This is a genomic window from Bifidobacterium sp. LH_743 (assembly GCF_056355775.1).
In genome coordinates this window covers 388,732-414,463 of record NZ_JBKESZ010000001.1, presented here as the reverse complement: position 1 = coordinate 414,463, position 25,732 = coordinate 388,732, and the positions used below count along the sequence as shown (strand labels likewise).

Annotated in this window: 15 protein-coding genes and 2 tRNA genes; 2 read left to right on the top strand and 15 right to left on the bottom strand. The window is 64.1% G+C overall.

Going from position 1 to position 25,732, the window contains the following annotated elements:
- Window positions 1–162: 162 nt before the first annotated feature.
- The 8 genes from AC1ATL_RS01665 to AC1ATL_RS01630 form a co-directional block, all read right to left on the bottom strand.
- Window positions 163–2,859 carry a polyribonucleotide nucleotidyltransferase gene (locus tag AC1ATL_RS01665; protein ID WP_476567975.1) on the bottom strand — a complete coding sequence of 899 codons (2,697 nt, stop codon included), beginning with the start codon at window positions 2,857–2,859 and terminating at the stop codon, window positions 163–165.
- A 230-nt stretch (window positions 2,860–3,089) separates the two neighbouring features.
- A complete protein-coding gene (gene rpsO, locus AC1ATL_RS01660; protein WP_003807806.1) occupies window positions 3,090–3,359 on the bottom strand; it encodes a 30S ribosomal protein S15 in 270 nt (89 codons plus the stop codon).
- A 168-nt stretch (window positions 3,360–3,527) separates the two neighbouring features.
- On the bottom strand, window positions 3,528–4,205 hold the full coding sequence (locus tag AC1ATL_RS01655; RefSeq protein ID WP_432624305.1) for a hypothetical protein: 678 nt from the start codon (window positions 4,203–4,205) through the stop codon (window positions 3,528–3,530).
- Between the two features lie 157 nt (window positions 4,206–4,362).
- Window positions 4,363–4,436 (bottom strand) — tRNA-Gly (locus AC1ATL_RS01650).
- 90 nt (window positions 4,437–4,526) lie between these two features.
- Window positions 4,527–4,985 carry a holo-ACP synthase gene (locus AC1ATL_RS01645; protein WP_476567972.1) on the bottom strand — a complete coding sequence of 153 codons (459 nt, stop codon included), beginning with the start codon at window positions 4,983–4,985 and terminating at the stop codon, window positions 4,527–4,529.
- Window positions 4,986–5,161: 176 nt separating this feature from the next.
- The gene (locus AC1ATL_RS01640) at window positions 5,162–14,485 is read right to left on the bottom strand and encodes a fatty acid synthase subunit beta domain-containing protein (RefSeq protein ID WP_476567970.1); all 9,324 of its coding nucleotides are present in this window, start codon (window positions 14,483–14,485) and stop codon (window positions 5,162–5,164) included.
- Between the two features lie 72 nt (window positions 14,486–14,557).
- Window positions 14,558–16,153, bottom strand: coding sequence for an acyl-CoA carboxylase subunit beta (locus AC1ATL_RS01635; protein ID WP_476568356.1), 1,596 nt, complete (start codon window positions 16,151–16,153; stop codon window positions 14,558–14,560).
- 47 nt (window positions 16,154–16,200) lie between these two features.
- On the bottom strand, window positions 16,201–18,117 hold the full coding sequence (locus tag AC1ATL_RS01630; RefSeq protein WP_476567968.1) for an acetyl/propionyl/methylcrotonyl-CoA carboxylase subunit alpha: 1,917 nt from the start codon (window positions 18,115–18,117) through the stop codon (window positions 16,201–16,203).
- Between the two features lie 175 nt (window positions 18,118–18,292).
- On the opposite strand from AC1ATL_RS01630, the gene AC1ATL_RS01625 reads away from it, so the two are divergent.
- Window positions 18,293–18,886, top strand: a complete 594-nt coding sequence (locus AC1ATL_RS01625) for a biotin transporter BioY (RefSeq protein WP_476567966.1) — start codon at window positions 18,293–18,295, stop codon at window positions 18,884–18,886.
- A 56-nt stretch (window positions 18,887–18,942) separates the two neighbouring features.
- Here the strand turns inward: AC1ATL_RS01625 and AC1ATL_RS01620 are convergent, their stop codons facing one another.
- Window positions 18,943–19,929, bottom strand: a complete 987-nt coding sequence (locus AC1ATL_RS01620) for a biotin--[acetyl-CoA-carboxylase] ligase (protein WP_476567964.1) — start codon at window positions 19,927–19,929, stop codon at window positions 18,943–18,945.
- A 9-nt stretch (window positions 19,930–19,938) separates the two neighbouring features.
- Entirely contained in the window at window positions 19,939–22,011 is a 2,073-nt protein-coding gene (locus tag AC1ATL_RS01615) for a DUF6020 family protein (RefSeq protein ID WP_476567962.1), read from the bottom strand.
- Between the two features lie 85 nt (window positions 22,012–22,096).
- On the opposite strand from AC1ATL_RS01615, the gene AC1ATL_RS01610 reads away from it, so the two are divergent.
- Window positions 22,097–22,876, top strand: a complete 780-nt coding sequence (locus tag AC1ATL_RS01610; RefSeq protein ID WP_476567960.1) for a PucR family transcriptional regulator — start codon at window positions 22,097–22,099, stop codon at window positions 22,874–22,876.
- A gap of 161 nt (window positions 22,877–23,037) precedes the next feature.
- Here AC1ATL_RS01610 and rplA read toward each other — a convergent pair whose 3' ends face one another.
- The 5 genes from rplA to AC1ATL_RS01585 all read right to left on the bottom strand — a co-directional run bounded on the left by rplA (window position 23,038) and on the right by AC1ATL_RS01585 (window position 25,672).
- The gene (gene rplA / locus AC1ATL_RS01605; protein WP_026647082.1) at window positions 23,038–23,730 is read right to left on the bottom strand and encodes a 50S ribosomal protein L1; all 693 of its coding nucleotides are present in this window, start codon (window positions 23,728–23,730) and stop codon (window positions 23,038–23,040) included.
- Window positions 23,731–23,744: 14 nt separating this feature from the next.
- Entirely contained in the window at window positions 23,745–24,176 is a 432-nt protein-coding gene (gene rplK / locus AC1ATL_RS01600; RefSeq protein ID WP_003807772.1) for a 50S ribosomal protein L11, read from the bottom strand.
- 307 nt (window positions 24,177–24,483) lie between these two features.
- Window positions 24,484–25,311: a transcription termination/antitermination protein NusG gene (nusG, locus tag AC1ATL_RS01595; RefSeq protein ID WP_476567957.1), complete on the bottom strand. Its 828-nt coding sequence runs from the start codon at window positions 25,309–25,311 to the stop codon at window positions 24,484–24,486.
- Window positions 25,312–25,335: 24 nt separating this feature from the next.
- A complete protein-coding gene (gene secE, locus AC1ATL_RS01590) occupies window positions 25,336–25,563 on the bottom strand; it encodes a preprotein translocase subunit SecE (RefSeq protein ID WP_432624261.1) in 228 nt (75 codons plus the stop codon).
- Between the two features lie 33 nt (window positions 25,564–25,596).
- Window positions 25,597–25,672: transfer RNA gene (locus tag AC1ATL_RS01585), tRNA-Trp, on the bottom strand.
- Window positions 25,673–25,732 lie beyond the last annotated feature (60 nt).

Here is a 25,732-nt window from a genome sequence, read left to right as displayed (position 1 = left end):
TCGAATATGAGAAAACCCACCCCTTACGGAGTGGGTTTTCATCGTTTTATCCGACGATCGCGTCAGGTCCTGCAACTACGGACGGCCTTACGGCCGCAGCCTGCTGGCTCGCCTGTCGGCTCGCACTGAGCCTAAAAACAGCTCTGCTGTTTTCTTAACGGCTCAGTCTTCGAATGGATCAAAGTCGCGGCGCACACGGCGGCGCGGACGCTCGGAGCGCTCCTCACGATCGGCGCGATACTCGTCGTAGTTCTCGTCGGCGGCGTAACGCGGGTTGCGGTCGTCACGACGGCCGCCACGACGACGCTCGGAACGACGGTCATCGCGATCATAATCGCGGTCACGATCATCACGATCGGAACGACGACGACGCGGACGATCATCGTAATCGCGGTCGTCACGATCGGAACGACGACGGTCGTCACGGTCATAGTCACGGTCACGATCATCACGATCGGAACGACGACGACGCGGACGATCATCGCGATCGTAGTCGCGGTCACGGTCATCGTCGCGGTCGGAACGACGACGACGCGGACGGTCGTCGTAATCGCGGTCGTCACGGTCATCGGAACGACGACGGTCGTCACGACGGCCACGGCCGCCACGACGATCATCACGATCGCCACGGTCGCGGCGCGGAGCGGAGGATTCCTGATCCTCGAAGCCCGGGATGGCCAGCGAAATCTTGCCACGGTCGTCGACGCCCTGCACGACCACCTCGACGGTGTCGCCTTCCTTGAGCACGTCCTCGACGGCGTCAATGCGCTCGCCATTGGCCAGGTTACGGATCTGGGAGATGTGCAGCAGGCCGTCGGTGCCCGGGGTCAGGTTCACGAAGGCGCCGAACGACGTGGTCTTCACGACCTTGCCGTTGTAGGTCTCTCCGGCTTCCGGCACGTGCGGGTTGGCGATCTGGTCGATGATCTGCTTGGCCTTCTCAGCACCTTCGCCGCCTTCGGAAGAGATGAACACGGTGCCGTCATCCTCGATGGCGATCTCGGCGCCGGTCTCCTCCTGGATCTGGTTGATCATCTTGCCCTTCGGGCCGATGACCTCGCCGATCTTCTCCACCGGAACGCTGGTGGTGATGATGCGCGGCGCGTACGGGCTCATCTCGGCCGGACCGTCGATGCACTCGTTGATGACCTCGAGGATGGTGGTGCGGGCTTCCTTAGCCTGCTGCAGGGCGGACGCCAGGATGTCGGCCGGAATGCCGTCAAGCTTGGTGTCGAGCTGCAGGGCGGTGATGAATTCGGAGGTGCCGGCCACCTTGAAGTCCATGTCGCCGAAGGCGTCTTCGGCGCCGAGGATGTCGGTCAGTGTCTTGTAGATGTGCTTGCCGTCCACATCGCCGGACACAAGGCCCATGGCGATGCCTGCGACCGGAGCCTTCAGCGGGACGCCAGCGGCGAGCAGGGACAGGGTGGACGCGCACACGGAACCCATGGAGGTGGAGCCGTTGGAGCCGATGGCCTCGGACACCTGACGGATGGCGTACGGGAACTCCTCGCGGCTCGGCAGCACCGGCACGAGGGCCTTCTCGGCGAGGGCGCCATGGCCGATCTCGCGGCGCTTCGGGGAACCGACGCGGCCGGTCTCACCGGTGGAGTACGGCGGCATCTCGTAGTTGTGCATGTAACGCTTGGACTGCGGACCGGACAGTGCGTCGATCTGCTGCTCCATCTTGAGCATGTTCAGCGTGGTGACGCCCAGGATCTGGGTTTCGCCGCGCTGGAACAGGGCGGAGCCGTGCACGCGCGGCACGATGTCCACTTCGGCGGACAGGGTGCGGATGTCACGCAGGCCACGGCCGTCGATGCGGTAATCCTGGGTCAGGATGCGGCGGCGCACGATCTGGCGCTGCAGCTCCTTGAAGGCGTTGCCGATCTCCTTGTCCTTCTCGGCATCGTCCATGTCGGTGAACTCGCCGGCGAGGGTGGCCTTGACGCCTTCCTTGATTTCCTTGATGCGATCCTGGCGCGGCAGCTTCTCGGCGATGGACAGGGCCTCGTCGAGGTCGGCATGCGCAATCTCGTCGATGCGGTTGTACAGATCCTCGGTGTACTCCGGGAAGAGCTGGAATTCCTTGGTTTCCTTCGCGGCCTTGGCCTTGAGCTCGTTCTGGGCCTCGCAGATCACCTTGATGAACGGCTTGGCGGCCTCGAGACCACCGGCGACGACTTCCTCGTCCGGCTTGGTCTGGCCTTCGTCGTAGATGAGGTGCCATGCGTTCTTGCCGGCACCGGCTTCGATCATGGCGATGGCGACGTCGCCGTTTTCGACGACACGGCCGGCGACCACGATTTCGAACACGGCGCGCTCACGCTCGCTCCAACGCGGGAAGGCGACCCACTGGCCGTCGATCAGGGCCAGACGCACGCCGGAGACCGGGCCTTCGAACGGCAGACCGGAGATCATGGTGGATGCGGAGGCCGCGTTCAGCGCGACGACGTCGTAGGCGTCGTCCGGGTTGACGGCGAGCACGGTTTCGACGACCTGCACCTCGTTGCGCAGGGTGTGCGGGAACAGCGGACGCAGCGGACGGTCGATGATGCGGCAGGCCAGGATGGCTTCGGAGCTCGGACGGCCTTCACGGCGGAAGAACGAGCCCGGGATCTTGCCGGCGGCGTACATCTTCTCTTCGACGTCCACGGTCAGCGGGAAGAAGTCGTAGTTCTCCTTCGGGCTGGAGCCGGCGGTGGTGGTCGACAGAATCATCGAATCATCGTCAAGATAGGCGGCGACGGCACCATCCGCCTGCTGGGCGAGACGACCGGTCTCGAAGCGCAGCGTGCGCTTGCCAAACGAACCATTATCGATTACGGCTTCAACAGCCTTGATTTCGGGACCCTCCATAGGGTTCCTCCTTTGTTTTCTTTTCTTGATACCTACTATCGGCAGTCCTCTTCAGCGGACTCCAACCGATTCCTACATGCGTGACGCGGCGTTACCTCCGCCGCTTCCTCATCTCTAGATTCTAGACCTCGTACGCCCCAAACCTTCGGGCTTTCAAACTGTCTGTTCCTCGAACTCGGCTGTCATGCAAAAACGCCCGGGCGCCATAGTGACGCTCGGGCGGAAGAATGTTATCGGCGCAGACCCAGACGCTCGATCAGGGAGCGGTAACGGTTGATGTCGACGCGCTTGAGGTAATCAAGCATACGACGACGGTCGCCGACCATCAGCAGCAGACCACGACGGGAGTGGTGATCGTGCTTGTGCTCCTTGAGGTGCTCGGTCAGATCAGCGATGCGCTTGGTGAGCAGTGCGACCTGGACCTCCGGGGAGCCGGTGTCACCCTCGTGGGTTGCGTAGGTCTTGATAATTTCCTGCTTTTCCTCAGCCGTAAGTGCCACGGCATCCTCCTTGTATTGCTACGCGGTGCTGCCGGCCCAATGCCGACGCGCTCTCTATCCGCGGGCGAAACACGCCAAGGGAACATCTTACACGACGGGCGGACCAAAACCGCAGGACAGACGCACACGGACACGCATCGGCAAGACGCCGGCCGGAAACGCGTCTCATCACGCCATGGACGTCAATATGCCGCCGAACATCACAATGGAGAGAGCGGCCACTTCGATGACGAAGAACAGCAGGAACGAAGCCCAACTACGGGTGAGCACATTGAGTTTGGATTCCTTCCTGATGCACACCAGCAGGCCCACCCACAGCACCGCGTAGACGGCGACGCCGAAGCCCGCCGCGAGGATGCCGAGGTTGGCCGCGTTCGCCAATCCCGATGCCCCGCCGTACATCACGTAGGTGGCGTTCCAGAAATTGAAGCTCAGCAGGCATACGCCGGCGATGAACTGCTCCGCGGCGAGTCCCACCACGAAAACGCCGCCCCACAGCCATTTCTTCGTATCGGCGACCATCAGCCCAAGTCCGGTAAGCGCCGCTACGGTGACCGTCCAGGAAATCAGCGCCACGCCTTTCGGATCGAGGAATCCGAGATGCTCCACCATCCATGTGGCATCCCTGACCGCAACGACGCGCCCCAGCCAATACGGCGCGATCATCGCCACCAAAGCCAGCGCCATGAACAGCGCCCAACGGATCGGATGCGATTTGCGGCGCTCGATGTCGGCCAGGGACAGGTCGGACTGTTCGATGGACGCCGTCGGATGTTTGGAAACGTCGACGGTCTCAACCACGCCGCCCACGACTTCCGTTGCCTTGTTGTCTGCCTTCTGCCCCATATTCGCTCCGTATATCGCTTTTCCGCCGCAATCGCCGTGCCGCGACCGCCACGCCGCCCGTCACGGCGCGTACGGCATATCCAGCGCCCGGCAATCGCATGCCCATATGCGAAAGGCGTGCCTTGCAGCACGCCTTACTTCTTCTCTGACGATGTTCTGGAGCGGATGACGGGAATCGAACCCGCGTAATCAGTTTGGAAGACTGAGGCTCTACCATTGAGCTACATCCGCGCACCATTTTGCGCCGATTTGCATCGACACGAAACGACTCGAGCTATTATACACACTTCCACAACTTTTGCAAGTGGCCGACGCGTGCTTTCAGAATTCGAGCGTCACCACCGCGGATGCGATGGGCCCGTCATGGCTCAGGGAGATGCAGACGTCGTACGACGGATGCCGTTCGTCCGAAGGCAATCCAAGCGATTGCAGCATCCTGCGTTGCACTTCGGGCGACAGCACGACGTGGGGCACGCCGTGGGAATCGTCAAGGATCTCGATGCGCACCCACGGGAAATTGTCCAGCGTGTACGGATATTCGATTGTGCCGTCGCTTCCGGCATGGCGCGATATCGCGGCGCACCACGCCTTCAGGAACGCCTCCTTGCCCGCCCATCGGGCCGCCAAATGCACGGCCTCCTCATCATGTTTGATCTGCGCGCGTTGAGCCGTCTGCCATATCTCGCGCATGGAGAACAGGCCACGCATGCGCGACCCGGGCTCGTCCAACTGTTCGGCGAATGACGGCACATCCACCACGTCATGCCCCAAACCCAGCATTTTCCCGCCTTTCCGAAGGGTCGCATGGAATCGCCCCAAAACACCTAGCCTGCCAATATGGCAGCACATATGACAAAGAGGGGCAATACCCCGTGCAACAAGGTACTGCCCCTCTCTGGGAGATTCATTGGAATTCGTCCGAATCACTGCGCGAACGGATTCCAATGAGACCGCGCTCAGGCCTCGAAATAGCCGGATGCGCCGAGTCGCGCGTTCGGATCGAGCAGCATGGCCTTCTCCACCTCGTGCGAGTCGTAGCCGCGCTTGTCCTCATGGAAACGGCGGTTGTCAATCGGCTCGTACAGGGCGGCACGACCCATCATGCCCTCCTCGAGGCGACGCTGGCCGGCAGCCAGGCGAGCGTTGGCACGTTCACGCCACTCGTTCAGCGCCTCGGCACCGGCGGTGTTGGCCACGGAGGCCTCGAACGCGCCCGGGTTCACGATCGCGGCGAAACCGGAGACATGGCCGAAGCCGAGCGACGTGGCCAGGCCCGCCTTGACGGAGCCGACGTGCAGCGGCTTGCGCAGCCAGACCATATGGTCGTCGCGCGCGAGCTTCGGATCCACGCAGTCGAGGGCCGCGTTCGCCGGAATCACGCCGGACTTGAACAGCTGGGTCAAGCCGTTGACCTGGAAGATGCAGGCGCCGCCCTTGGCGTGGCCGGTGAGCGTCTTCTGCGAGATCACGAACAGCGGGTTGCCGTCGGTGCGGCCGATGGCGTGGGCCAGCGTGTTATGCAGTTCGGATTCGTTCGGATCGTTGGCGTTGGTGGACGTGTCGTGTTTGGACACCACGGCGATGTCGTCCGGCGTGACGCCGAGCTTGGCGAGGTCGTGCACGAGCTTGGAGTCCTTGCCGCCCATGCCCGCCGCGAGCGCGCCCAGTCCCGGAGCCGGGATGGAGGTGTGCGCGCCGTCCGCATAGGAGTGGACGAATCCGACCACGCCGGCGACCGGCAGGCCGAGCTTCAGCGCGATATCGCCACGGGTCAGCAGGATGGTGCCGCCGCCCTGGGATTCGACGAAGCCGCCACGGCGACGGTCGTTCGCACGGGAGAAGAAGCGCGCGTCGATGCCCTTGGCGTACATCTCCTCGGAGTTGGCGGTGGCGTTCATGTTGCCGAAGCCGATCACGGATTCCACGCCGATGTCGTCGATCGCGCCGGTGATCACGAAGTCGGCCTTGCCCAGTGCGATCTTGTCGGCGCCCTCTTCGAGGGAAACGGCCGCGGTGGCGCAGGCGGAGACCGGCTGGATCATGTTGCCGTAGCCGCCGATGTAGGACTGCATCACGTGCGCCGCGACGACGTTCGGCAGGGCCTCCTGCAGGATGTCGGTCGGGATCTCGTGGTTGAGGAAGCGGTCGAGGTACAGCTTGCGCATGGAGGACATGCCGCCGAAGCCGGTGCCCTGGGTGGAGGCGACCATGGACGGGTGCACCGCCTGCAGGATCTCCACCGGAGTGAAGCCCGCGGACAGGTAGGCGTCCACCGTGGTGACGATGTTCCACAGGGCGATCTTGTCGACGTCGCCGACCATGGAGGCGGGGATGCCCCACTTGACCGGGTCGAAGCCCTTCGGGAACTGGCCGCCGACGGTACGGGTCATGGCCGCGCGGCGAGGCACGCGGATCATGGAGCCGGCGTGGCGGGTCACGTTCCACTCGCCGGATTCGTTGTCCGCGGCGATGGTGGTGTGGGCCTCGTCGAGCTTGACATACTCCTCGGCGATCTCGCGGGTCGGCACGGAGAAGGTCACGTCGTGGTCCAGGAAGACCTCGGCCTCCTCCTCGTCGGCGCCGTCCTTGTAGTCGTTGCCCATGCCCTCTTCGAACGGACGGATACCGGAACGTGCCACGACCTCGTCGTGGTAGCGTTCGGCGATGTCCTCTTCGGGCACCAGGTTGCCGTCGGTGTCGTACCAGCCCGGCTTCGGGCTGTCGTTCCACGTGAGCAGTCCCATGTTCCAGGCCAGTTCGAGCACAGCGCCGGCGGACAGGTCGACCTTGCCATCGGAGTGGATGCCCAGCTCGGCCTCAAACCGGGTACGGCCGGAGCCCCACGGACCCAGCTCGCCGACGGAGACGATCACGATCTCGTCCTCCGGGCGTGCGGTGACGTTCTTCCAATCGGACAGGTCGACCGGAGCCTGCTGCGGGACGTGCGGGCTCGGCAACGCCTTGATGAGCGCGCCGGCCTGCTTCGCATCGGCTTCCTCGGTCTGGGCGGCGGCCGCTGCGGCGGCCTTCTCGGCGTCGGCCATGGCTTCAGCACGCAGCGCCTTGATGTCGATCGGTTCGGAGCCCAGTCCGCCGGTCAGATCCACATCGAGCGGAGCCTTCACGGCGGCCTCGCGGGATTCGCGGGTGGCCAGGTCCAGCAGCTTCACCGCGATTTCGGCGGTGGAGTAGGTCTTCAGACCATGGCGTTCCACGACTTCGACCAGCGGATCGTTGCCGCCCATCAGGCCGGTGCCACGCACCCAGCCGATCTTCGGATGGGCGAAGGTCACGCGGCTGGACCACACCTTTTCGGCGCGGGCGCGGTTGACGATCGCGTCGAAGGAGCTCTTCACCTCGCCGTAGGCGCCGTCGCCGCCGAAAATACCGCGGTTCGGGGAGCCCGGCAGGATCACGTGCAGCTTGTGCTGGACGTCCGTGTCGGCACCGATCTTCGCCAGACCGGTGATCGCACGTTCCACGCCCCACAGCATGAGTCGCGCCTGGGATTCGAACAGTTCGCCCGAATCGGCCAAGGTGCCGTGCACCGGCGGGGCCGCGAACGGGAAGAACAGGCTCGGCTCGTAGGCGGGCTTCAAAATCGTGGTGGTCGCGCCGGAGGTCTTCTTCTGCACGTTGCCGACCCAGTCCACCAGTGCGTCCACATCGCGGTAGCTGGAGAGGTTCGCCGGCACGAGCCACAGCTTGGCGTCGCCCGCCGCATGCTCGCGGTAGGCCTGCTTGGCCCATGCCTTCACGCTCGGCTTGAAGCTGTGCGAAGTGGCGACCACGGTCGCGCCGCCGGCAAGCAGGCCGTTGACCACCTGCGCGGCGATGGAATTCGGGGCCACACCCGTCACCACGGCCACATCACCTGCGAAACGGCTGCTCGCGGCGTCTTCGGAAGCGGGTTCCAGAGCTTCGGCGGCCACACGCTGGTAGGCGGACTTCAATTCGGCATCATCGGTCTTGTCGGCGTACCACTTGGCTTCGGCGGCAACCGCCTTGCCCAGTCCGACGAAGCTGCCGGAGAGCACGGATGCGTTGCCATCGTAGTAGGCGCGGGCAAGATCCTCGCGGGCGGAGGCCCAGCGATCGTCGAACAGAATGGCCTTGCGGGCGTCGAAGCGCGGCTCGACCTGCTTCGGCCAGTCGGAGCCAAGCTCGGCTTCGACGGCGGCGACCACGGCGGCGTTCTCATCGGTGCCATCCTCGGGCGCCGGAGCGGCGACGCCGAGCTGGTTCAGCACGAACTTCGCAGTGGATGCGAGCACGCCGTCGGCACCGGTGACCTTGGCCGCAAAGGCGTCAAGCGCGGCGGAATCGACCACTGCGCCGCCGGCGGCACCACCGGCGCTCGGCATGGCCACAGCCACGCCCTTGTCGGAGGCGACCTTCTGCACGGCCGCATCGATCAGCGCGTTCGCGGCAGCGGCGTTGGAAGCGGCGTCAGTGGGCAGCGACGCAAGGTCACCGCCACGAGAGCTGGCACCGTCACGGGTTTCGAGCACCAAGGCGGCGACCACATGGGAGGCCCAGCCTTCGCCGAGCTGCCAGGTGTCGGTCACGCGCTTGGTGATCTGGCCCAGCTTCACGCCGGCGGCACCGAACAGGCCACGCACGCGATCGCGCACGATGTCGGAAAGCACCGGGCCGAAGGCCTTGTAATTCGGGGCGACCTTGTTCACCAGGGCACTCAGCGCGTTCACGGTCGCTTCGGCGGCACCGTCGACGGAGGCCACACCCAGCTCGGAGCTGATGTCCATGAGCAGCTGGTTACGGCGAGAGGAGACACCGTTGGTGAGGGTGTCGGTGGTGTCGGAATCGCCGATCTGGTCGGGGCGCACCTTGGCGGAGTAGGCCAGCAGCATGGCGATGGCGTCGGATGCCTTGAAGGGGATGTCCGCGACGGCGGCACCGGACGGCGCGCCCGCCGGAGCCTCGGGAACCGCCGGAGCGGCCGGAGCCTGGGCGGCCGGGGCCGGGGCCGCGGCCTGTGCCACCGGAGCGGCAACGGCGGCCGGAGCGCTCTGTTCGACCGGCTCATCGTCGGCTTCCGGAACCAGCGAATCGGAATCGGTCATGTATACGCGGCCTTCGTCGCGGCCGACGTTGTACACGGTCACGTCGCGGCCCGCGAACTGCGGCAGGCGCAGGGTCTTGGCACCGAGGTTGGCCAGCGTCGGCGCATTGCCGAGACCGACCTCCACGTATTCCTCAACGCCGAGGCCACCCTGTTCGGCGGAACCGAACAGCAGCGCCTGGGTCTCGATCCAGCGCACCGGGGAGGCGAACTGCCAGCTCAGCAGTTCGGTGAGCAGCAGCCGACCGAGCTTCTGGTCGTCCTCGGCGTAGGAGTCCCACACCTTCGGATCGTCCAACGCGGCCTTGATGCGCTCGGAAGGCACCACTTCAAGAATCTTGGCGGCGAATTCCTTGGTCATTTCGAACGGCACAGCGACCAGGTTCGGAATGTAGCGTCCGACCAGACGGCCACGGTAGTCGATGTACTTCGGCAGCAGGGCGTCGAGCTTGTCGCGGAACTCCGGCACGCCCTTGCGCAGCAGCGTGGAGTGGAACGGCACGTCGATGCCCGGCACCAGCATGAACGCCGGCTTGCCGCCGTATTCGGCGACGCGACGCGCGGAATCGGCCTTCAGGGCCTTCAGACCGGCAATGGTGCCGGCAACGGCGTACTGCTGACCGGCCAGGTTGTAGTTCACGATCTGCAGGAACTCGCCGGAGGCCTTGGACACGGACTCGACGTACTCGCGCACGCCGTCGTCGCCCACACCGAACTGGTTCGGACGCAGGGCACCCATACGGTAGTTGGAACGGCCCTTCTCATCACGCGGAATGAGGTGATGCATGGTGGAACCGCGGTGGAACACGAGCTCAAGCACGGTCTCCAGCGGAATCACACCGGCGAAGGAGCTCAGCGCGTTGTATTCGCCCAGCGAATGGCCCGCGAAGTACGCCGGCCAGATGTCGGCGCCGGCTTCGCGCAGACGTGCGGTCTGGGCGAAGGCCACAGTGGCGAGCGCCACCTGGGTGAATTGGGTGAGGTTGAGCAGGCCTTCCGGATGACGGTAGGTCACGCCGTTGGCGGTCAGTTCCTTCGGGTTGTCACGCACGACGGCGAGGATCGAGAATCCGAGCTTCTCGCGGGTAAGCTTGTCGGCGCGTTCCCACACATCGCGGGCGGCCGGGGACTTGGCGCGTTCGTCGAGCACCATGCCCTGCTTCTGGATGCCCTGGCCCGGGTAGACGAAGGCGGACTTCGGCGCGCGCACGATGGCGGTGGCGCGGGAGACGATGTTGCCGTCGATGCGGCTGGTCACCTCAAGCACCATGCCGGCGTGTGCCACGCGGCCAACGCGTTCGATGGAGATCTCCACCTCGTCGTCGAGCTGCACCATGCCGTACATGTTGTAGGTCCAGCCTGCGATCTCGTAGTGCGCGCCCTTCTCGTCGAGCGCCTGCACGGCGTACTGGGCGGTGGCGGACAGCCACATGCCGTGGACCAGCGGAGCAGCCAGTCCGGAGACGGCGGCGCCACGGTGGGAGGTGTGGATCGGGTTGAAGTCGCCGGAAGTGCGGGCGAAGGCGGTCATCTCGTGCGGCGCGGTGACCGTGACGCGGCGCAGCATGCGGCGCGGCGTGTTTTCGATGTCGGCCTTGATGCCACCGTAATCGGGAGCCTCGGGCGGCAGAGCGTCGGAGTAGGCGCGGCCACGGATGGCGAAACGTTCGGTCTCATTGGCGAGCACGGTGCCGTCGGCTGCGGCATGGGTCACGTGGATGGTGACGACACGGCCGGAGGCGGATTCGAAGTAGTCTTCGGCCCAGCTGGTGAGCTGGATGGTCTCGCCGGTGTGCTTGAGCAGTTCGTCCTCGCTCACCTCAAGTTCGATGAGGTGGTCGAGATGCACTGCATTGAGCAGGCCTTCGATGACGGGGAACCCGTTGACATACACGGAGCCGAGGGCGGCGTAGATTGCCGGCCAGGCCGGTCCGACGAGCGCGTCCGGCGCGATGCGGGACGGCACGAGGTCGCTCGGCAAAGCACCGCCGGTGGCGGCCTCATGGTCGAAGCCGAGGTTGGCGGACAGCGTGTAGCTGGCGTGGGCGATGCCGAACGGGTAGGCGGTCTTGTCGTCGGCCGCTTCAATCTGCGGCATCGCGGTGAGCTTGTCGCCGGTGATGGCGGTGTTGCCGATGCCTGCGGTGTCGGCGAGCATGCGGTACACGTGTTCCGGCAGACGGTCGCGGTCCACTACCGGGAACAGGCCGGATTCGGCGCCGTCGACGTTCAGCGGGATGACGATGTCGCGCACGGCGTGCTTGGACTTGCCACCATCCGGGTCGTTGTCCCAGTAAGTATCCAGGTGGATGTCGAGATCATACTGCTCGACGCTGCCCTTGGTGCCGACCTTGCGGATCTCGTAGTGCTCGTCTCCGTTGGTGGTGCCGAATGCCGGGTTCGCCATCAGGTGGCCGACCCACGAGATGTTCGGGGACTTGCGGATGAATTCCTCGGCGGATGCGGCGGCACCCAGTTCGGCGAAGGCGGCCTTGTCGGCGGCCGGCGAATCGGCGGAGACGCGCTTGACCATCGCCTGCTCGAAACGGCCGAGGATGTCCGCCACCGGCTCGTCGATGGTCGTGATGCCGGCCACGGAAATCGGGCCGGGGATGATGCGCACGGAATCGGCGGAATAGCGGGAATCCTCGGACTGCCACAGCTGATCCTGGCCCCACCAACGCAGCAGGTCGTTGTCGATGACCGGCACGAACGGCATCGGCTTGGGGTACTCACGCACGAGCACCGGGAACCATGCCTCGTCCATCGGGGTCACCTTCAGTTCGGCGGCCTGCGGGTAGGCGGCCTGCAGCTTGGCGATGGCGGCGTTCGGATCGGATTCCACGTCGGCGCGGGAAGCGAATAGCGATTCGAATTCGCCGCTCTCCTGCTTGGTCACGCGGGCTTCGATACGCTGCAGCAGGTGCAGGAAACGGTCGGCGTAGGTCTCGTCGACCCACGGGAAGGCGAGATCGGCGAAGCGCTGGGCCCACTCGAGGTAGGTCATGGTCTTCAGATCGCCGAAATACGGCTTGGCTGTGGCGTTGAGCGCCTCGATGATCTCCTCGCGGCGGCTTTCCAGTTCCTCGGGGTGCTTCATCACGCGCACCAGCAGGCGGCCGCAGCGGGCGGAGGAGTTCTCCAGCTCGTAGATGTCGGCATGCAGGTGGCTCAGACCGGAGGTGACGCCGCCCTTGGCCTGGCCGGACGGCACCCACTGCTCGCCGAGCGGGGCGAACGGATCGGCGTTCGGGTCCTTGGCGGGGATGCCGGGGGTGTTCACCAGCATCTGCTTGACTTCGGGGCTGGTGTGGGCTTCCTTGGCGGTCATGACGGCGGTGCCGATGAGCACGCCGTCGACGGGCATGAGCGGACGGCCGTATTCCTTCGACCATTCGCCGGTGATGTAGTCGGCGCCGCGTTCCGGCGTGCCGATGCCGCCGCCGGCCACGAGCACCAGGTTGGGCTGTTCGCGCACTTCGGCGTAGGTGCTCAGCAGCAGATCGTCCAAAGCCTCCCAGGAGTGGTGGCCGCCGGCGGAGCCGCCTTCGACCTCGATGAGCACCTTGGTGGGGGCCACGGCCTTGGCGATGCGCACGACCTGGCGAATCTGGTCGACGGTGCCCGGCTTGAAGCTCACGTACGGGAAGCCGTCCGCGTTGAGCGTGTGGATGAGTTCGACGGCTTCGTCGAGTTCGGGGATGCCCGCGGAGACGACCACGCCGTCGATCGGCGTGCCGCTGGCACGCTTCTTCGGCACGATGCGCTGGCCGCCGAACTGCAGGTTCCACAGGTAGCGATCCATGAACATGGCGTTGAACTCGACGGTGCGGCCTTCTTCCAGCTCTTCCTCAAGCTTGGCCACATGGCGGTCGAACACCTCGGCGGTCACCTGGCCGCCGCCGGCGAGCTCAGCCCAATAGCCGGCGTTGGCGGCCGCGGCCACAATCTCCGGTTCCACGGTGGTCGGCGTCATGCCGGCCAGCAGCACCGGAGCCTTGCCGGTGAGCTCGGTGAACGCGGTGCGCACCTTGTCTCCCGCGGAGGTGTGGATGATGCTCGGCGCGAAGCGCTTCCAGTTCTGGGTGCGTTCCGGGGAGGTCTCCAGTGTGGAGAGCTTGACGCGATCGGCCACGGTGGAGGCTTCCACCACACCGACGCCGGTGCCCTGGGCCACGGTGGAGAACAGTTTGCCGACGGTGGTGCCCGGGCCGAAGTCCAGCACCCACAGCGTGCTCGGGTCGGTGGAGTTCATCAGCGCACGTACACGCGCGGCCCAATCCACATGGTTGAGCAGCACTTCGGCGGCGAGTTCACGGGCGTGGGAGGCGTCGATACCGCAGGTCTCGGCCCATGAAACAGCCTGTGAAACAGCGTCGGCCATAAGCGGGCTATGGAACGGCAACGTCACATCAAGGTATTCAAGCACCGGGTCGAACACACGACCGCCGCGCACCTTCTCCTCGCGCAGCTTGGCCTGATGCTTATGCTCCTTGGCCACTTCCACGCCGAACGCGGCCAGATCCTCCGGGTAGCCGGACAGCACGTAGTGGGTGGCGGAATTGGTGACGGCCACGGCGATCGGACCACGGGCACCATCCACGCGCTCGATCAGCGCGTCCACCTGCGCACGCGTGATGTCCTTGACGGACAGCATCGGGGTCGCGTCACCATGGCGGGCGGCCAGGCCGAGTTGACGGGCCTGACGGGTGCCCGCCACGCCAATCAGCGTCGCGATGGCGAGGATCTCGTCAATGGACGCCGCTGCGGCTTCGATGGAACCGGCTTCGCGAATCGCCTGCACCATGTGCACGGCAAGCACGCCCTGGGAATGGCCGAGCACCGCGACCGGCTTGGCTTCGGCGGGATTGTAGCCGAGGGACGCGGCGTCGATCAGCGCGCCCAGCTGGGTGAGCGCGATGCCGGGAACACTGGCGGAAGCGGCGGCCGCCGCGCCGAGACGGGCCGGATTCGGCTCGAAGCCGAACAGATCGACCGGACGTCCGGTGGTGGCGAGCAGTTCGGCAGACACCGGATACAGCAGCGCCTGCGCGGCTGCCGCATGGTTGTGCAGCGCCTCGTCGAGCGTCGGATTGGCGCTCTGGTCGGCGAGCGCGACCGGCCACGGGGTGGATTGGCCGGCGAAGGCGAGCGCGTGGGGCTCGCTGTTCAGTCGATCAAGAAAAAAGGTGTTCATAATCTTCCTTACTTTTTCAAAAATTTTTTTGCGACCGCATGGCCGCTTGCGTTGTCCGGCGATGTCGCGCCGTCACAGCGGCTGGTTGCCGTGATGTTTGGTGGTTCTGCGGACACGCTTCTTGCTGGCGAGCAGCCTGAGCGATTCGATGATGGTCTCGCGTGTCTGTTCGGGGTCGATCATGGCGTCGATCTCGCCCATTTCCAGCGACAGGTTCGCGTTGACGGTGGTGCGTTCGTAGTCGGCGATGTACTTGGCTCGCAGCGCTTCGACGTCCTTGCCGGCGTCCTTGGCCTTCTGCAGGTCCTTGCGGTGGATGATGTTGACCGCGCCGGCCGCGCCGAGCACCGCGATCTGGCTGGAGGGCCAGGCGTAGTTGAGGTCCGCACCGATGGCCTTGGACCCCATCACGATGTACGCGCCGCCGAAGGCCTTGCGCAGGATGATGGTGACGAGCGGCACCTGCGCGTTGGCGTAGGCGTAGATCACCTTGGCGCCGCGGCGGATGATGCCCGCGTGCTCCTGCTCCGCGCCGGGCTTGTAGCCCGGAGTGTCCACCAGCGTGACGACCGGAAGGTTGAACGCGTCGCACAACCGCACGAAACGCGCCACTTTCTCGGAGGAGTCCACGTCGAGGATTCCCGCGTTGACGTTCGGCTGGTTGGCCACGATACCGACCGGATGTCCGTCGATGCAGGCGAATCCAACCACCGCGGAGGCGGCGAACAGCTCATGCACCTGCACGAATTCGCCATAGTCCACGATGCAGCGGATCACGTCGAGCACGTCGTACGGCTGACGGTCGTTATCCGGAACGATGGTGGCGAGACGCTTGGCCACGTCACGGTCGGCGCGGGTCGCGGCGTACGCGTAGACGGGCGGCTGCTGGTCGGAATTGGACGGCAGGTACGCAAGCACGGTACGCGCATAGTCAATCGCGTCGGCCTCGTCCTCGCCGAGGTAGTGCGCCACACCGGAGGTGGCGTTGTGCACGTAGCCGCCGCCAAGATCGTCCATGCTGATCACTTCGCCGGTGGCCGCCTTGACCACATCGGGACCGGTGACGAACATGTTGGAGTTCTCGCGGGTCATGATGATCAGGTCGGTCAGGGCCGGGCAGTAGACGGCGCCACCGGCGCACGGGCCGAGGATCAGCGACAGTTGCGGCACGAAACCGCTGGCGTCGCAGGTCTTGCGGAACAGGTGCCCGTATTCGGTCAGCGCGGCCACGCCTTCCTGGATGCGCGCGCCACCGGAGTCGATGAGCGCGACGATCGGCACTTTGAGGTCGAGCGCCTTGTCCATCAGATGGCAGATCTTGCGTCCTTCGGCCACGCCGAGCGTGCCGCCTTTGACGGAGAAGTCCTGCGCATAGACGGCCACCTTGCGGCCGAACACCTCGCCGAAGCCGGTGATGACCGCGGATCCCGCGCGACCGCCGTTGATGTCTCCGCCGCGGAAGCGGCCGATCTCCTCGAAGGAGCCGGTGTCGAGCAGCAGGTCGAGTCGTTCGCGCGCGGTCAGCTTGCCCTTCACATGCTGGCGATCGCGGGCATGGTCCTCGGCTTCGTGCGCGAGTTGGGCGGCGCGCAGCACGGACGCGCGGATTGGCTGCGATGCGCGCGCTTCGGCGGCAGCGTCCTCTCCAAGACGCTCCTGCTGCTCCATGACGACCTTCACGGCCTCCTTGACGGCCGGGCTGGCGATGATGTCGGTCACTTCGCACCGCCTTCCGTCTTGGATTCCGCGTTGCCTTCGGTCGCGTCAGCATGGGCAGCGTCGGCATCGGCCGGCTTGGCAGAGCCGCCGACGTCGATGGTCATCAGCGTCTCCCCCGCCTCGACGCCGGCCGCCGGGCCGACGAAGATCTTGGTGACAGCGCCCTTGACCGGTGCGTACACGTAGTTCTCCATCTTCATGGATTCGAGCACCACCAGCAGGTCGCCCTTGGACACTTCCTGGCCTTCGGCGACGTTGACGCGTGTGACGACGGCCTGCATCGGGCTGGCGATCACGCCGGACTGCCCATCGTCGGCTTGCCGTTTCTTCTCGACATGGTGCAGGCCCTGGCCGCGCAGCGGCTGGATGGCGCGCTTGGCGTCACGTGCCTTGGCTCCGCCCGTCAGGTTGGCCACGATGTCGTTCGGCACGGTCAGCGACACGCGATGGTTGTTGACTTCGATGACGAAGGTTTCGCTGGATTCCTTCGTCTCGGCCTCCTTCATGCCGGTGGCGCCGGCCATGGACGCCGGCTGGCCGCCTTTGGTGGAGGAAGCTTCCTTGTTGAGATACTTACGTTCCAGCCACTTCGTGCTCACGTCGTAGGCCACGCCATGCTCGGCGGTGAATTCGTCATCGTTGAAAATCTGCTCGAACAGACTCGCCGGAGTTGGTACGCCCTCCACCTTGAGTTCCTCGAGCGCGCGGCGCACGCGCGCCACGGCAGCGGCGCGATCGGAGGCGGTGACCACGAGCTTGCCCATCATGGAATCGAACTTCGGGGAGATGGTGTCACCCTCCACCACGCCGGAATCGACGCGGATGCCCGGACCGGACGGCCATACGAGCTTGGTCAGCGTGCCGGAGCTCGGCGCCAGGTTCTTGGCGGGGTCCTCGCAGGTCAGACGCAGTTCGAAGCTGTGCCCGCGCAGCGGATGGTCTGTGGTCAGCTCACCGCCGTTGGCGATGGTGATCTGCTCACGGACCAGGTCGAGGCCGCAGACCTCCTCGCTGACGGTGTGCTCCACCTGCAGTCGGGGGTTGACTTCCAGGAAGTAGACCTTGCCCTGTTCGGTCACCATGAACTCGCAGGTGCCGAGGCCCACGTAATCGACCGCGTCGAACAGACGACGCGAGTAGGTTTCCAGCTGTTCGAGCACGCCGTCTGGTAGGAACGGGGCCGGCGCCTCCTCGACAAGCTTCTGGTTGCGGCGCTGCACGGAGCAGTCACGGGTGGAGTACACGGTGAAGTTGCCATGCGAATCGCGGCCGCACTGCGTTTCGACGTGACGGCCCTTGTCGATGAATCGTTCGACGAAATACTCGTCCAGATCGCCGCCCTGCAGAGCGTCATGGTTCATGTAGAAGCCGCGCAGCTCATCATCGTCGTGCACAAGTGTGATGCCGCGGCCGCCGCCGCCATCGGTGCGCTTGAGCATCAGCGGATAGCCGTGCGTGTGCGCGAAATCAAGCAGCAGACGCATGTCGGAAATCGAATGGGAGATGCCAGGAACCGGAGGCACCTTGGCGAAGGTGGCCACGCGACGGGCCGTGATCTTGTCACCCAGATCCACGAGCGCCTTCGGATTCGGACCGATCCAAGTGGCGCCGGCATCGATGACCTTCTGCGCGAAGGAGGAGACTTCGGACAGGAATCCATAGCCTGGATGCACGGCGTCGGCGCCGCTGCGACGCAGGATGTCGATAAGCAGGTCCTCGTTGAGGTACGTGTCCTTGTAGGTGTCGCCGGACAGCAGATACGCGTCATCGGCCATCCGCACATACTGCGCGTGACGGTCCTGTTCGGCGTAGACCGCAACCGTGGGAATCCCCATCTCACGGGCGGTGCGCACGACGCGAAGCGCGATTTCGCCGCGGTTCGCCACCAGTAGTTTGTTGACATTTCTAGGCATAATGTCAAATTATGGCCACCAAGGAGCGATCCGACGAACTCGTTTCCCACAAAAGATCCGAGATCTTTTTGTAAGGCTCCACAAACGTTACCGAAACCTGGCAATCCTACGATGGGGAACGTTGATTGACGGAACCAGCTTTTTCGTCACTTGTCGAGAGGGGGAACATCCCATTATGCGCAACGCAATCCTGACCATCGCATCCACAGCGAAAACCGCCACCGAAGGCAGGCTCGGCGCCGTTCTGAAGCCGACCCTCTTCGCCGTGCTGCTCGCGGCCGCCTCCATGGCCGGCGAGGTGCCGATTCCAGGCACTCCGGTCCCGATCACCCTGCAGACGTTCGTGGTCATGCTGGCCGCGCTGATGCTGCCATGGAAGCAGGCCGGAGCGGCGGTGCTCATGTATCTGGCGGCGGGCGCGGCGGGTCTGCCGGTGTTCGCCGGCGGCGCCTCCACCATGGCCTTGGTCGGCCCGAGTGCCGGTTTCCTCATCGGATTCCTGCCGGCCGCCGTCGTCACTTCACTGCTGAAGGGCCAGGCGCGCGTCGATTCCCCGAAGCATGCCGCGCTGACGGCCGCACGCTATCTGTTTGCCTGCGTGGCCGGCTGCATCGTGCTCGACTATCTGCTCGGTTTCGTCGTGCAGTCCGCCGTCACCGGCGTGGCGCTGCCGATCGTGGCCGTCGCCTCGATGGGCTTCATCGCCGGCGATTGCATCAAGGCCGTCGCGGTTTCGCTCGTCGCGTCGGGACTTGCCAAACTGCGGTGATCATTCCGTGACCATGTGGATGGTCGTGTGACGGCCATTCGCATGGTCACTGATGGCTATTTTGCCAAGACGCCCACATCGGCGGTATGCACCACGTGCATATCGCCGTTTTCGTCCTTGAGGGTGATGGAGGCGTCCCTGTTGATCCACATCGCCGTGCCATGCAGGGAGCCGCCGTCCACGAAATGCGCTTCACACGGCTTGCCGATCGTCCAGCACGCTGCGGTCATTTCCTTCAGTGATTTCTCCGCTTCACCGTGCGGATCTTCTTCGAAAGCCGTCAGACGCCTGCGCAATCCCTCGACCAACCGTGCCGCGATCGCATCGCGCAGGGTATTGGCGTTCGGCAGTCCGGTCGCGACCAGCTGCATCGACGTGGCTTGGGCGGACGGCAGGCGGCTTTCGGGGACGTCCAGATTCAGTCCGATACCGAAGATGATGCCGACCCGCTCCGTGGATGCACCCTCTTCGGAATCGACGAAACCACCGGAACCGGCGGAACCGCCGTCCATATCAGCTCCATCAGGTCCGTTCGTGGCGGTTCCTGCGAGCGGCACCATCTCCGCGAGCACGCCACCCAGCTTTTTCCCGCCAATGAAGATGTCGTTCGGCCATTTCAATTCGACCTTCCCGTCGAGTGTGCCATCAAAGTCGACCACCACGCCGGCGACGGCGTCGCGTACGGCGAGTCCCGCGATCATCTGCAACCATCCGTTGACGGACGTGTCCCGCACGATCGAAGCGGGAACGCTCGTCACCAAGGAGACGATGAACGATTCACCCTTCACGCTGACCCACCGATGGTCAAGCCGGCCACGTCCCGCGGTCTGCTCGTCCGCGCATATCGCCACGATCTCATGGCCCGTCCAATCGCGCATGCCGAATCCATCGGCGCTGCTGTATTTCCCGGAACCGAACAAGCGGCCCTCGCGCAACTGCTCCGCAGCATAGGTGTTGGTGGAATCGACCGAATCGAGCGCCACCACCATATCGGCGGCCACGCAGGTACGAGGCATGGTCAATGCGGAATCCTTCATCATCATTCTCGCTCCTTAACACGCATCGCGCGTACCAGCCCGCCGCGCGTTGGCCGCGGCAAGCCTCGCGGCGCGCGACTCACGCCAGAATTGCAGGCACAGGAAGCCGAACACGAACGCCACCGGAAGCATGTGCCGTTCGAAATTGTTGGCCGGCGCGGTGATCATCACACCCATGAGCAACAGCAACGGCAGATGCCACGACAGCGAGCGCCACCGGCGCAGCACCACTTCCGCGGCGCCGATGATCAGCGTCAGCGTGACGTACAGGTTGCCATGCGTCACCCACCCGACCACGGGAATGTTCCCCCATTGCTTGGCGAAGCCGGCCACCTGGTCGCGCCATTTGTGGTTGTACAGGTGAATCCATTCGTTGTCTGACTGCACGTAGTCGTTGTTCACGTAATAATCCATGGACACGTACGGCAGGTCGACCACATCGAAATAGCCGAAGCATTCGGCGAAGAAGGCGTCGAGCGCGATCTGCGGGTTCGCCTTGACGATCTGCCACCATGCGTCGTTGAAGTTCGTCATGTCCTTCTTGGTGACGGTGCGCCACTTGTAGCTCACCTTCTTGGATTGGATGCCGGACGATTTCACCGGATCGGCGTCCTGCTGGAAGTACGATTCCGCCATTTGGTCGAGGTTGAAGATCGGAGCAAGCTTCTTGGCGGCGTCCTCGGGAATGCCCTGCGGATTGTATTTCGCGACGCGGGCGATCTGCTGCAGCTGGATGCCACGGCTTTCAATCGGGTCGCCGCCGATGATGGCTCCGCTGTTCACCAGATATATGAGACCGCCGTGGATGAGCACAGTCGGCAGCAGCAGCGCGACCGCGTACGTCTTCCAGCGTTTACGGTCGTTGATCAACGCCAGCACCGCCGCGAACAGGATGATGTACCACGCGTACTTCGCGCTGATCAACATAACGCAGCTTGATGCGAACAGCGCGCACAGCGAGCGTTTGCGCAGTTTCATAGGCTTGCCGTTGATGGTGGGCAGCGCCTTGATGTGCGTCATGTGCAGCTCGTACCACACGCCGAACCACCAGACGAACGCGAAGGCGAACAACGGCGATTTGGTCAGTGAGATCGTGGCGAACACCGACAACGGACACACCATGAAGAACAGCAGAATGACGAAACGCGTCTTCGCTCCGGCGCGCAGTCTGGACGGACGCGCCACCACGCCCGCCTCGGGATGGGCGAAATCGCGCATGTTCCAGCAGTCGTGGCGTTCCGGATGCGAGAAGTCGAATGTGCCTACGCCCAGTCGGCGCCATGGCAGGTTGAAGAAGCGGTTCGCGGTGGCGGCGCAGCAGAACGCGGCGAACAGCCACTGCAGCGCGGCCAGGACGACGATGCCGGCGTCGTTGGAGCCGGTGAGATAGCGGGAGACCGCGGCGAAGGCGCCGTAGACGACGGTCAGCACGACGTTGTGCTGGTCGGTCAGATACGTAGGGTTGGCCGGCCACATGTAGTGCGCGGTCGGGTAGATGTCCATCGGCACGAACGAGAAGAATCCGATGTACGGCTGTTTGAGTCCCGTCCACTGGTTCAGGGCCCAGCTGAATTCGCGGATCTGCGAGCGGATGTCGGCGCCGAACGCGGCGAGCAGCGTGGTCGGCACCCACAGCCAGCCGATCACGAACACCAGCATGAGCTTCCACCAGCAGTCGGTGCAACTCGTCAGCTTGCGGCCGGTCCAGACGATCACCGCGTGGACGGCGCGTCCCGGACGACTATGCGCGGCGTCGTGCAGGTGGCGCAGCATGATACCCAGCACCGTCGTGGGCGTGCCCGCGATCTCGTGGCGGAGCTTCTCGTGACGACGCGCGAAATACCTCGGCAGCACACGTTCGCCGCGGCCGTATCGGACCAGCGCGCGCAGCATCGCAAACGAAATGACGAAGGCGATCGCCATGTACGCCGCGTTGCTCCATCCGAAACCGGACAATCCCGTGCCGAACCAGTACAGCGGGCCGATGGCGCAGCACCACGCCACCCACAGGCATGCCAGCACGCCCAACGTCCAGCTGAGGGTCGTCGCCACCTTTCCGGCTTTCTTCTTTTCGCTCATAAGCGGCATATTACCGTCACTGCCCGAATGAGGCCGGATCGGCCGGCGGAAACGTTCGGCGATTCAAGGGGCGTGACGGCTAGAATGGTCGATTATGATTTCCGAGCAGGCAGATATTCTCGACCTTTTGTCAGGGCATACCGATGATGCGACCATCGAACGGCTGGCCTTCGAATGCCTGTTGACGAATATGACGGACGACCGCGTGGTCTCGCTGATGAACGTTCTCGGATGGCAGGGCGATTTCGAATGCTTCGCGATCGGCGGGGTTCCGGCCGCCAGTCTCGCCTCCGCCTCCCTTGATATCCGCAAGGCGGTCCGCGACTTGGGCGGTGAGCATGTGGTCATCGGCACGTACGGGCATTTTCTGCTGGCACTGATCCGCCAGATGAGCGCCGTCACACCGGAGGTGACCTGCACTTCGGTCATGCAGGCCTTCAGCAAGGACGAACCGCTGTATCTGAGTCCTGTCCGTTCGGGTGTGGACGGGGCCTCGCACGCACTTCGCGAGACGATGTTCTCGCTGCAGGCGGCTCCCGCGCTGCCCGAGCCTTCACGCCCGCTGCGCGATGACGAGTTGCTGCCGGAGCGCGCGCTGCTCGGCGACGATTACGCGCGCGAGGAGCTGTATTGGAACGTATACCAGGTGTTGCGCGGAGACAATCCCGATGACCCCACCTATCTGACGGTGTCCACGTTCCTGCGGTACGGCAGCTCGCTGGAGAACACGGCCAAGGAGCTGAACGTGCATCCGAACACCGTACGGTACCGTCTGAAGCGCGCCGCCGAGACGACCGGATGGGACGCCACCGATCCGCGCGACGCGTATGTGCTGACCACCGCGCTGGCGATCGGCCGCATGCGCGACCATTGATCGAAAGTGAACGTCCGTCCATTGGCCGTCCGCTTTCGATCACGTGGCTGCCGGCCATACACGATGGCCGGATGCGACGAATATGAAAGGACCCGCACCTGCGTTGGCAGATGCGGGTCCTTTGCCTGCGTCACGCGTCAGTTCGCGTTATGACGTCATTCTCAGGCGATGACCGACGGATCGACCGGGACGCCCGGGTTCATCGTGGAGGTGATGGTCGCCTTGGTGACGTAGCGGCCCTTCACGGTGGCCGGCTTCAGACGCTTGACTTCGTCGGCGACGGCCTTGAAGTTCTCGTCCAGAGCCTGCTCGGTGAAGGACATCTTGCCGATGAGGAAGCTCAGGTTGCCGTTCTTGTCGACACGGAAGTCAACCTTGCCGCCCTTGATGTCCTTGATGGCCTTGGTGACGTCCATGGTCACGGTGCCGGTCTTCGGGTTCGGCATGAGGCCACGCGGACCGAGCACGCGGCCGAGGCGGCCGACCTTGCCCATCATGTCCGGGGTGGCGACGACGGAATCGAAGTCGAGGAAGCCGTCGGCGACCTTCTTCACGAGGTCGTCGTCACCGACGATGTCGGCGCCGGCCTCGAGAGCTTCGGTGGCCTTCGGGCCACGGGCGAAGACGAGGACCTTGGCGGTCTTACCGGTGCCGTTCGGCAGGTTCACGGAACCGCGGACCAGCTGGTCGGCCTTGCGCGGATCCACGTTCAGGCGCAGCACGGCCTCAACGGTCTGATCGAACTTGTACTCCGGCATGCTCTTGAGGAGAGCGATGGCTTCGTTGGCGGTGTAAAGGTTGTTGAAATCGACCTTCTCAGCCGCTTCGCGATACTTCTTGGAACGCTGTACCATTTGTCCTTCTCCTCTCAGTCGGTGACCGTGATACCCATCGAACGGGCGGTGCCCGCGATGATCTTCATGCCGGCTTCGACGTCGCGTGCGGACAGATCGGCCATCTTGATTTCGGCGATCTCACGGACCTGAGCCTTGGTGACGGAGCCGACCTTGTGGGTCAGCGGGTTCTCGGTACCCTTCTGGATGCCCGCGGCCTTCTTCAGCAGGGCTGCTGCCGGCGGGGTCTTCAGGATGAAGGTGAAGGAACGATCTTCGTAGACGGTGATCTCAACAGGGATGACCTGGCCCATCTTGTCCTGCGTGGCAGCGTTGTACTGCTTGCAGAAGTCCATGATGTTCACGCCATGGGAACCCAGAGCCGGGCCCAGCGGCGGAGCCGGGTTGGCCTTGCCGGCCTGAATCTGGAGCTTGAGAAGCGCCGAGACTTTCTTCTTAGGAGCCATTGTATGGTTCTTCTTTCTGTGAAGCGGTGGTTAGCGGCACCGGAGTAGGTCTCCCGCGTCCGGTTCCTTCCGCAACGTATATTGCTGTGCTGTGCTAGCGGACTTCATGCGATTCAGGCAGAAAACCCTCCAGACACAACTTTTCCATTATGCACGTCCATAGCGACATCACATACAAGAAAACCCCGCCGAAGCGGGGTTCAAAACTGAAATTCCATGATGCGCGCGGTAGCAAGGCGCACCAAGTGAAGGCGTACCAAGGTACGTCGAGCTTGGAGCAACGCAGCTAACGCGCCATCATGGAATTTCAGGCGAGCTTTTCGACTTGGTTGAAGCCCAGCTCCACTGGCGTGTCGCGTCCGAAAATGGACACAAGCACAGTGAGCTTCTGCGTGGACGGATCGACTTCAGAGACGACGGCGGCCATGGTGGTGAACGGTCCGTCGGTGACGGTGACCTGATCGCCAGGGGCGTAGGAGACTTCGAGGGTACGCTTCTTGGCTGCGGCCGGCTTGTCGCCGGCTGCCTTGAGCGCTTCGGAGGCGATCATCGGAGCCATCATGGAGACGACTTCCTTACGGGACAGCGGTGCCGGATCCTTGGTCGGGCCGACGAAACCGGTGACGCCTTCGGTCTCACGAACGATACGACGGGCGTTCTCGTCCGGAATCATACGAATCAGCACGTAGCCGGGCACGCGGACGCGGGTGATGACCTTCTTGCCCTTTTCGGTGTGCTTTTCGACTTCCTCCATCGGCACTTCGACCTGGAAGATCTTGTCTTCCATACCGAAGCTGGCCACGCGGGATTCGACGTTGGTCTTCACGCGTTTCTCATAGCCGGAATAGGTGTGCAGCACGTACCACTTGCCTTCGAGGTCGCGCAGGCTCTTGGAGAATTCCTCAACGGCCTTGGCGCCGGCATCCTGCTCGGGCTCCTCAGCGTCCTCAGTGGTTTCCGCGTTCTGCTCGGCCGGAGCGTCCTGCTCGGGCTCGGCGGTCTCGCCGTCGATGGCCTGTTCGCCGTCGGCGGTCTGCTCGGCTTCGCCTTCCGCCGGGAGCGCCGCTACTGCAGCAGCCTCACGCTCGGCTTCGGAGGCCTCGTCGAGGTTGTCGGAAAACACTTCGTCAGTCATGCACTTTCACCTTCACGTTGGTTATCAGCCGAAGATCCACAGGGTCAACTTGCCCAGACCGAAGTCCATGCCGGTAACCAGTGCCATGAGCAGCAGCACGAAGATGAACACGGCGAGGGCCCAGAAGAACAGTTCCTTGCTGGTCGGGGTCACTACCTTGCGGAGTTCGTCGATGATTTGTTTGATGAACAAGCCAATGCGCATGAAGATGTTCGGCTTAACGGCCTTTTCGCTGCTCTGTGCCTTCGCCATGATGATCCTCCGCTGAGCTTGTTGTAAGAAGCTTGGCAGGGAAGGCGGGACTCGAACCCACAACCTACGGTTTTGGAGACCGTTGCGCTACCAATTGCGCCACTTCCCTAGGTGAACTCTGCAGCCTTCTCTTGGTGGCGAGGATTCACACAACCACGCATGAGACAAG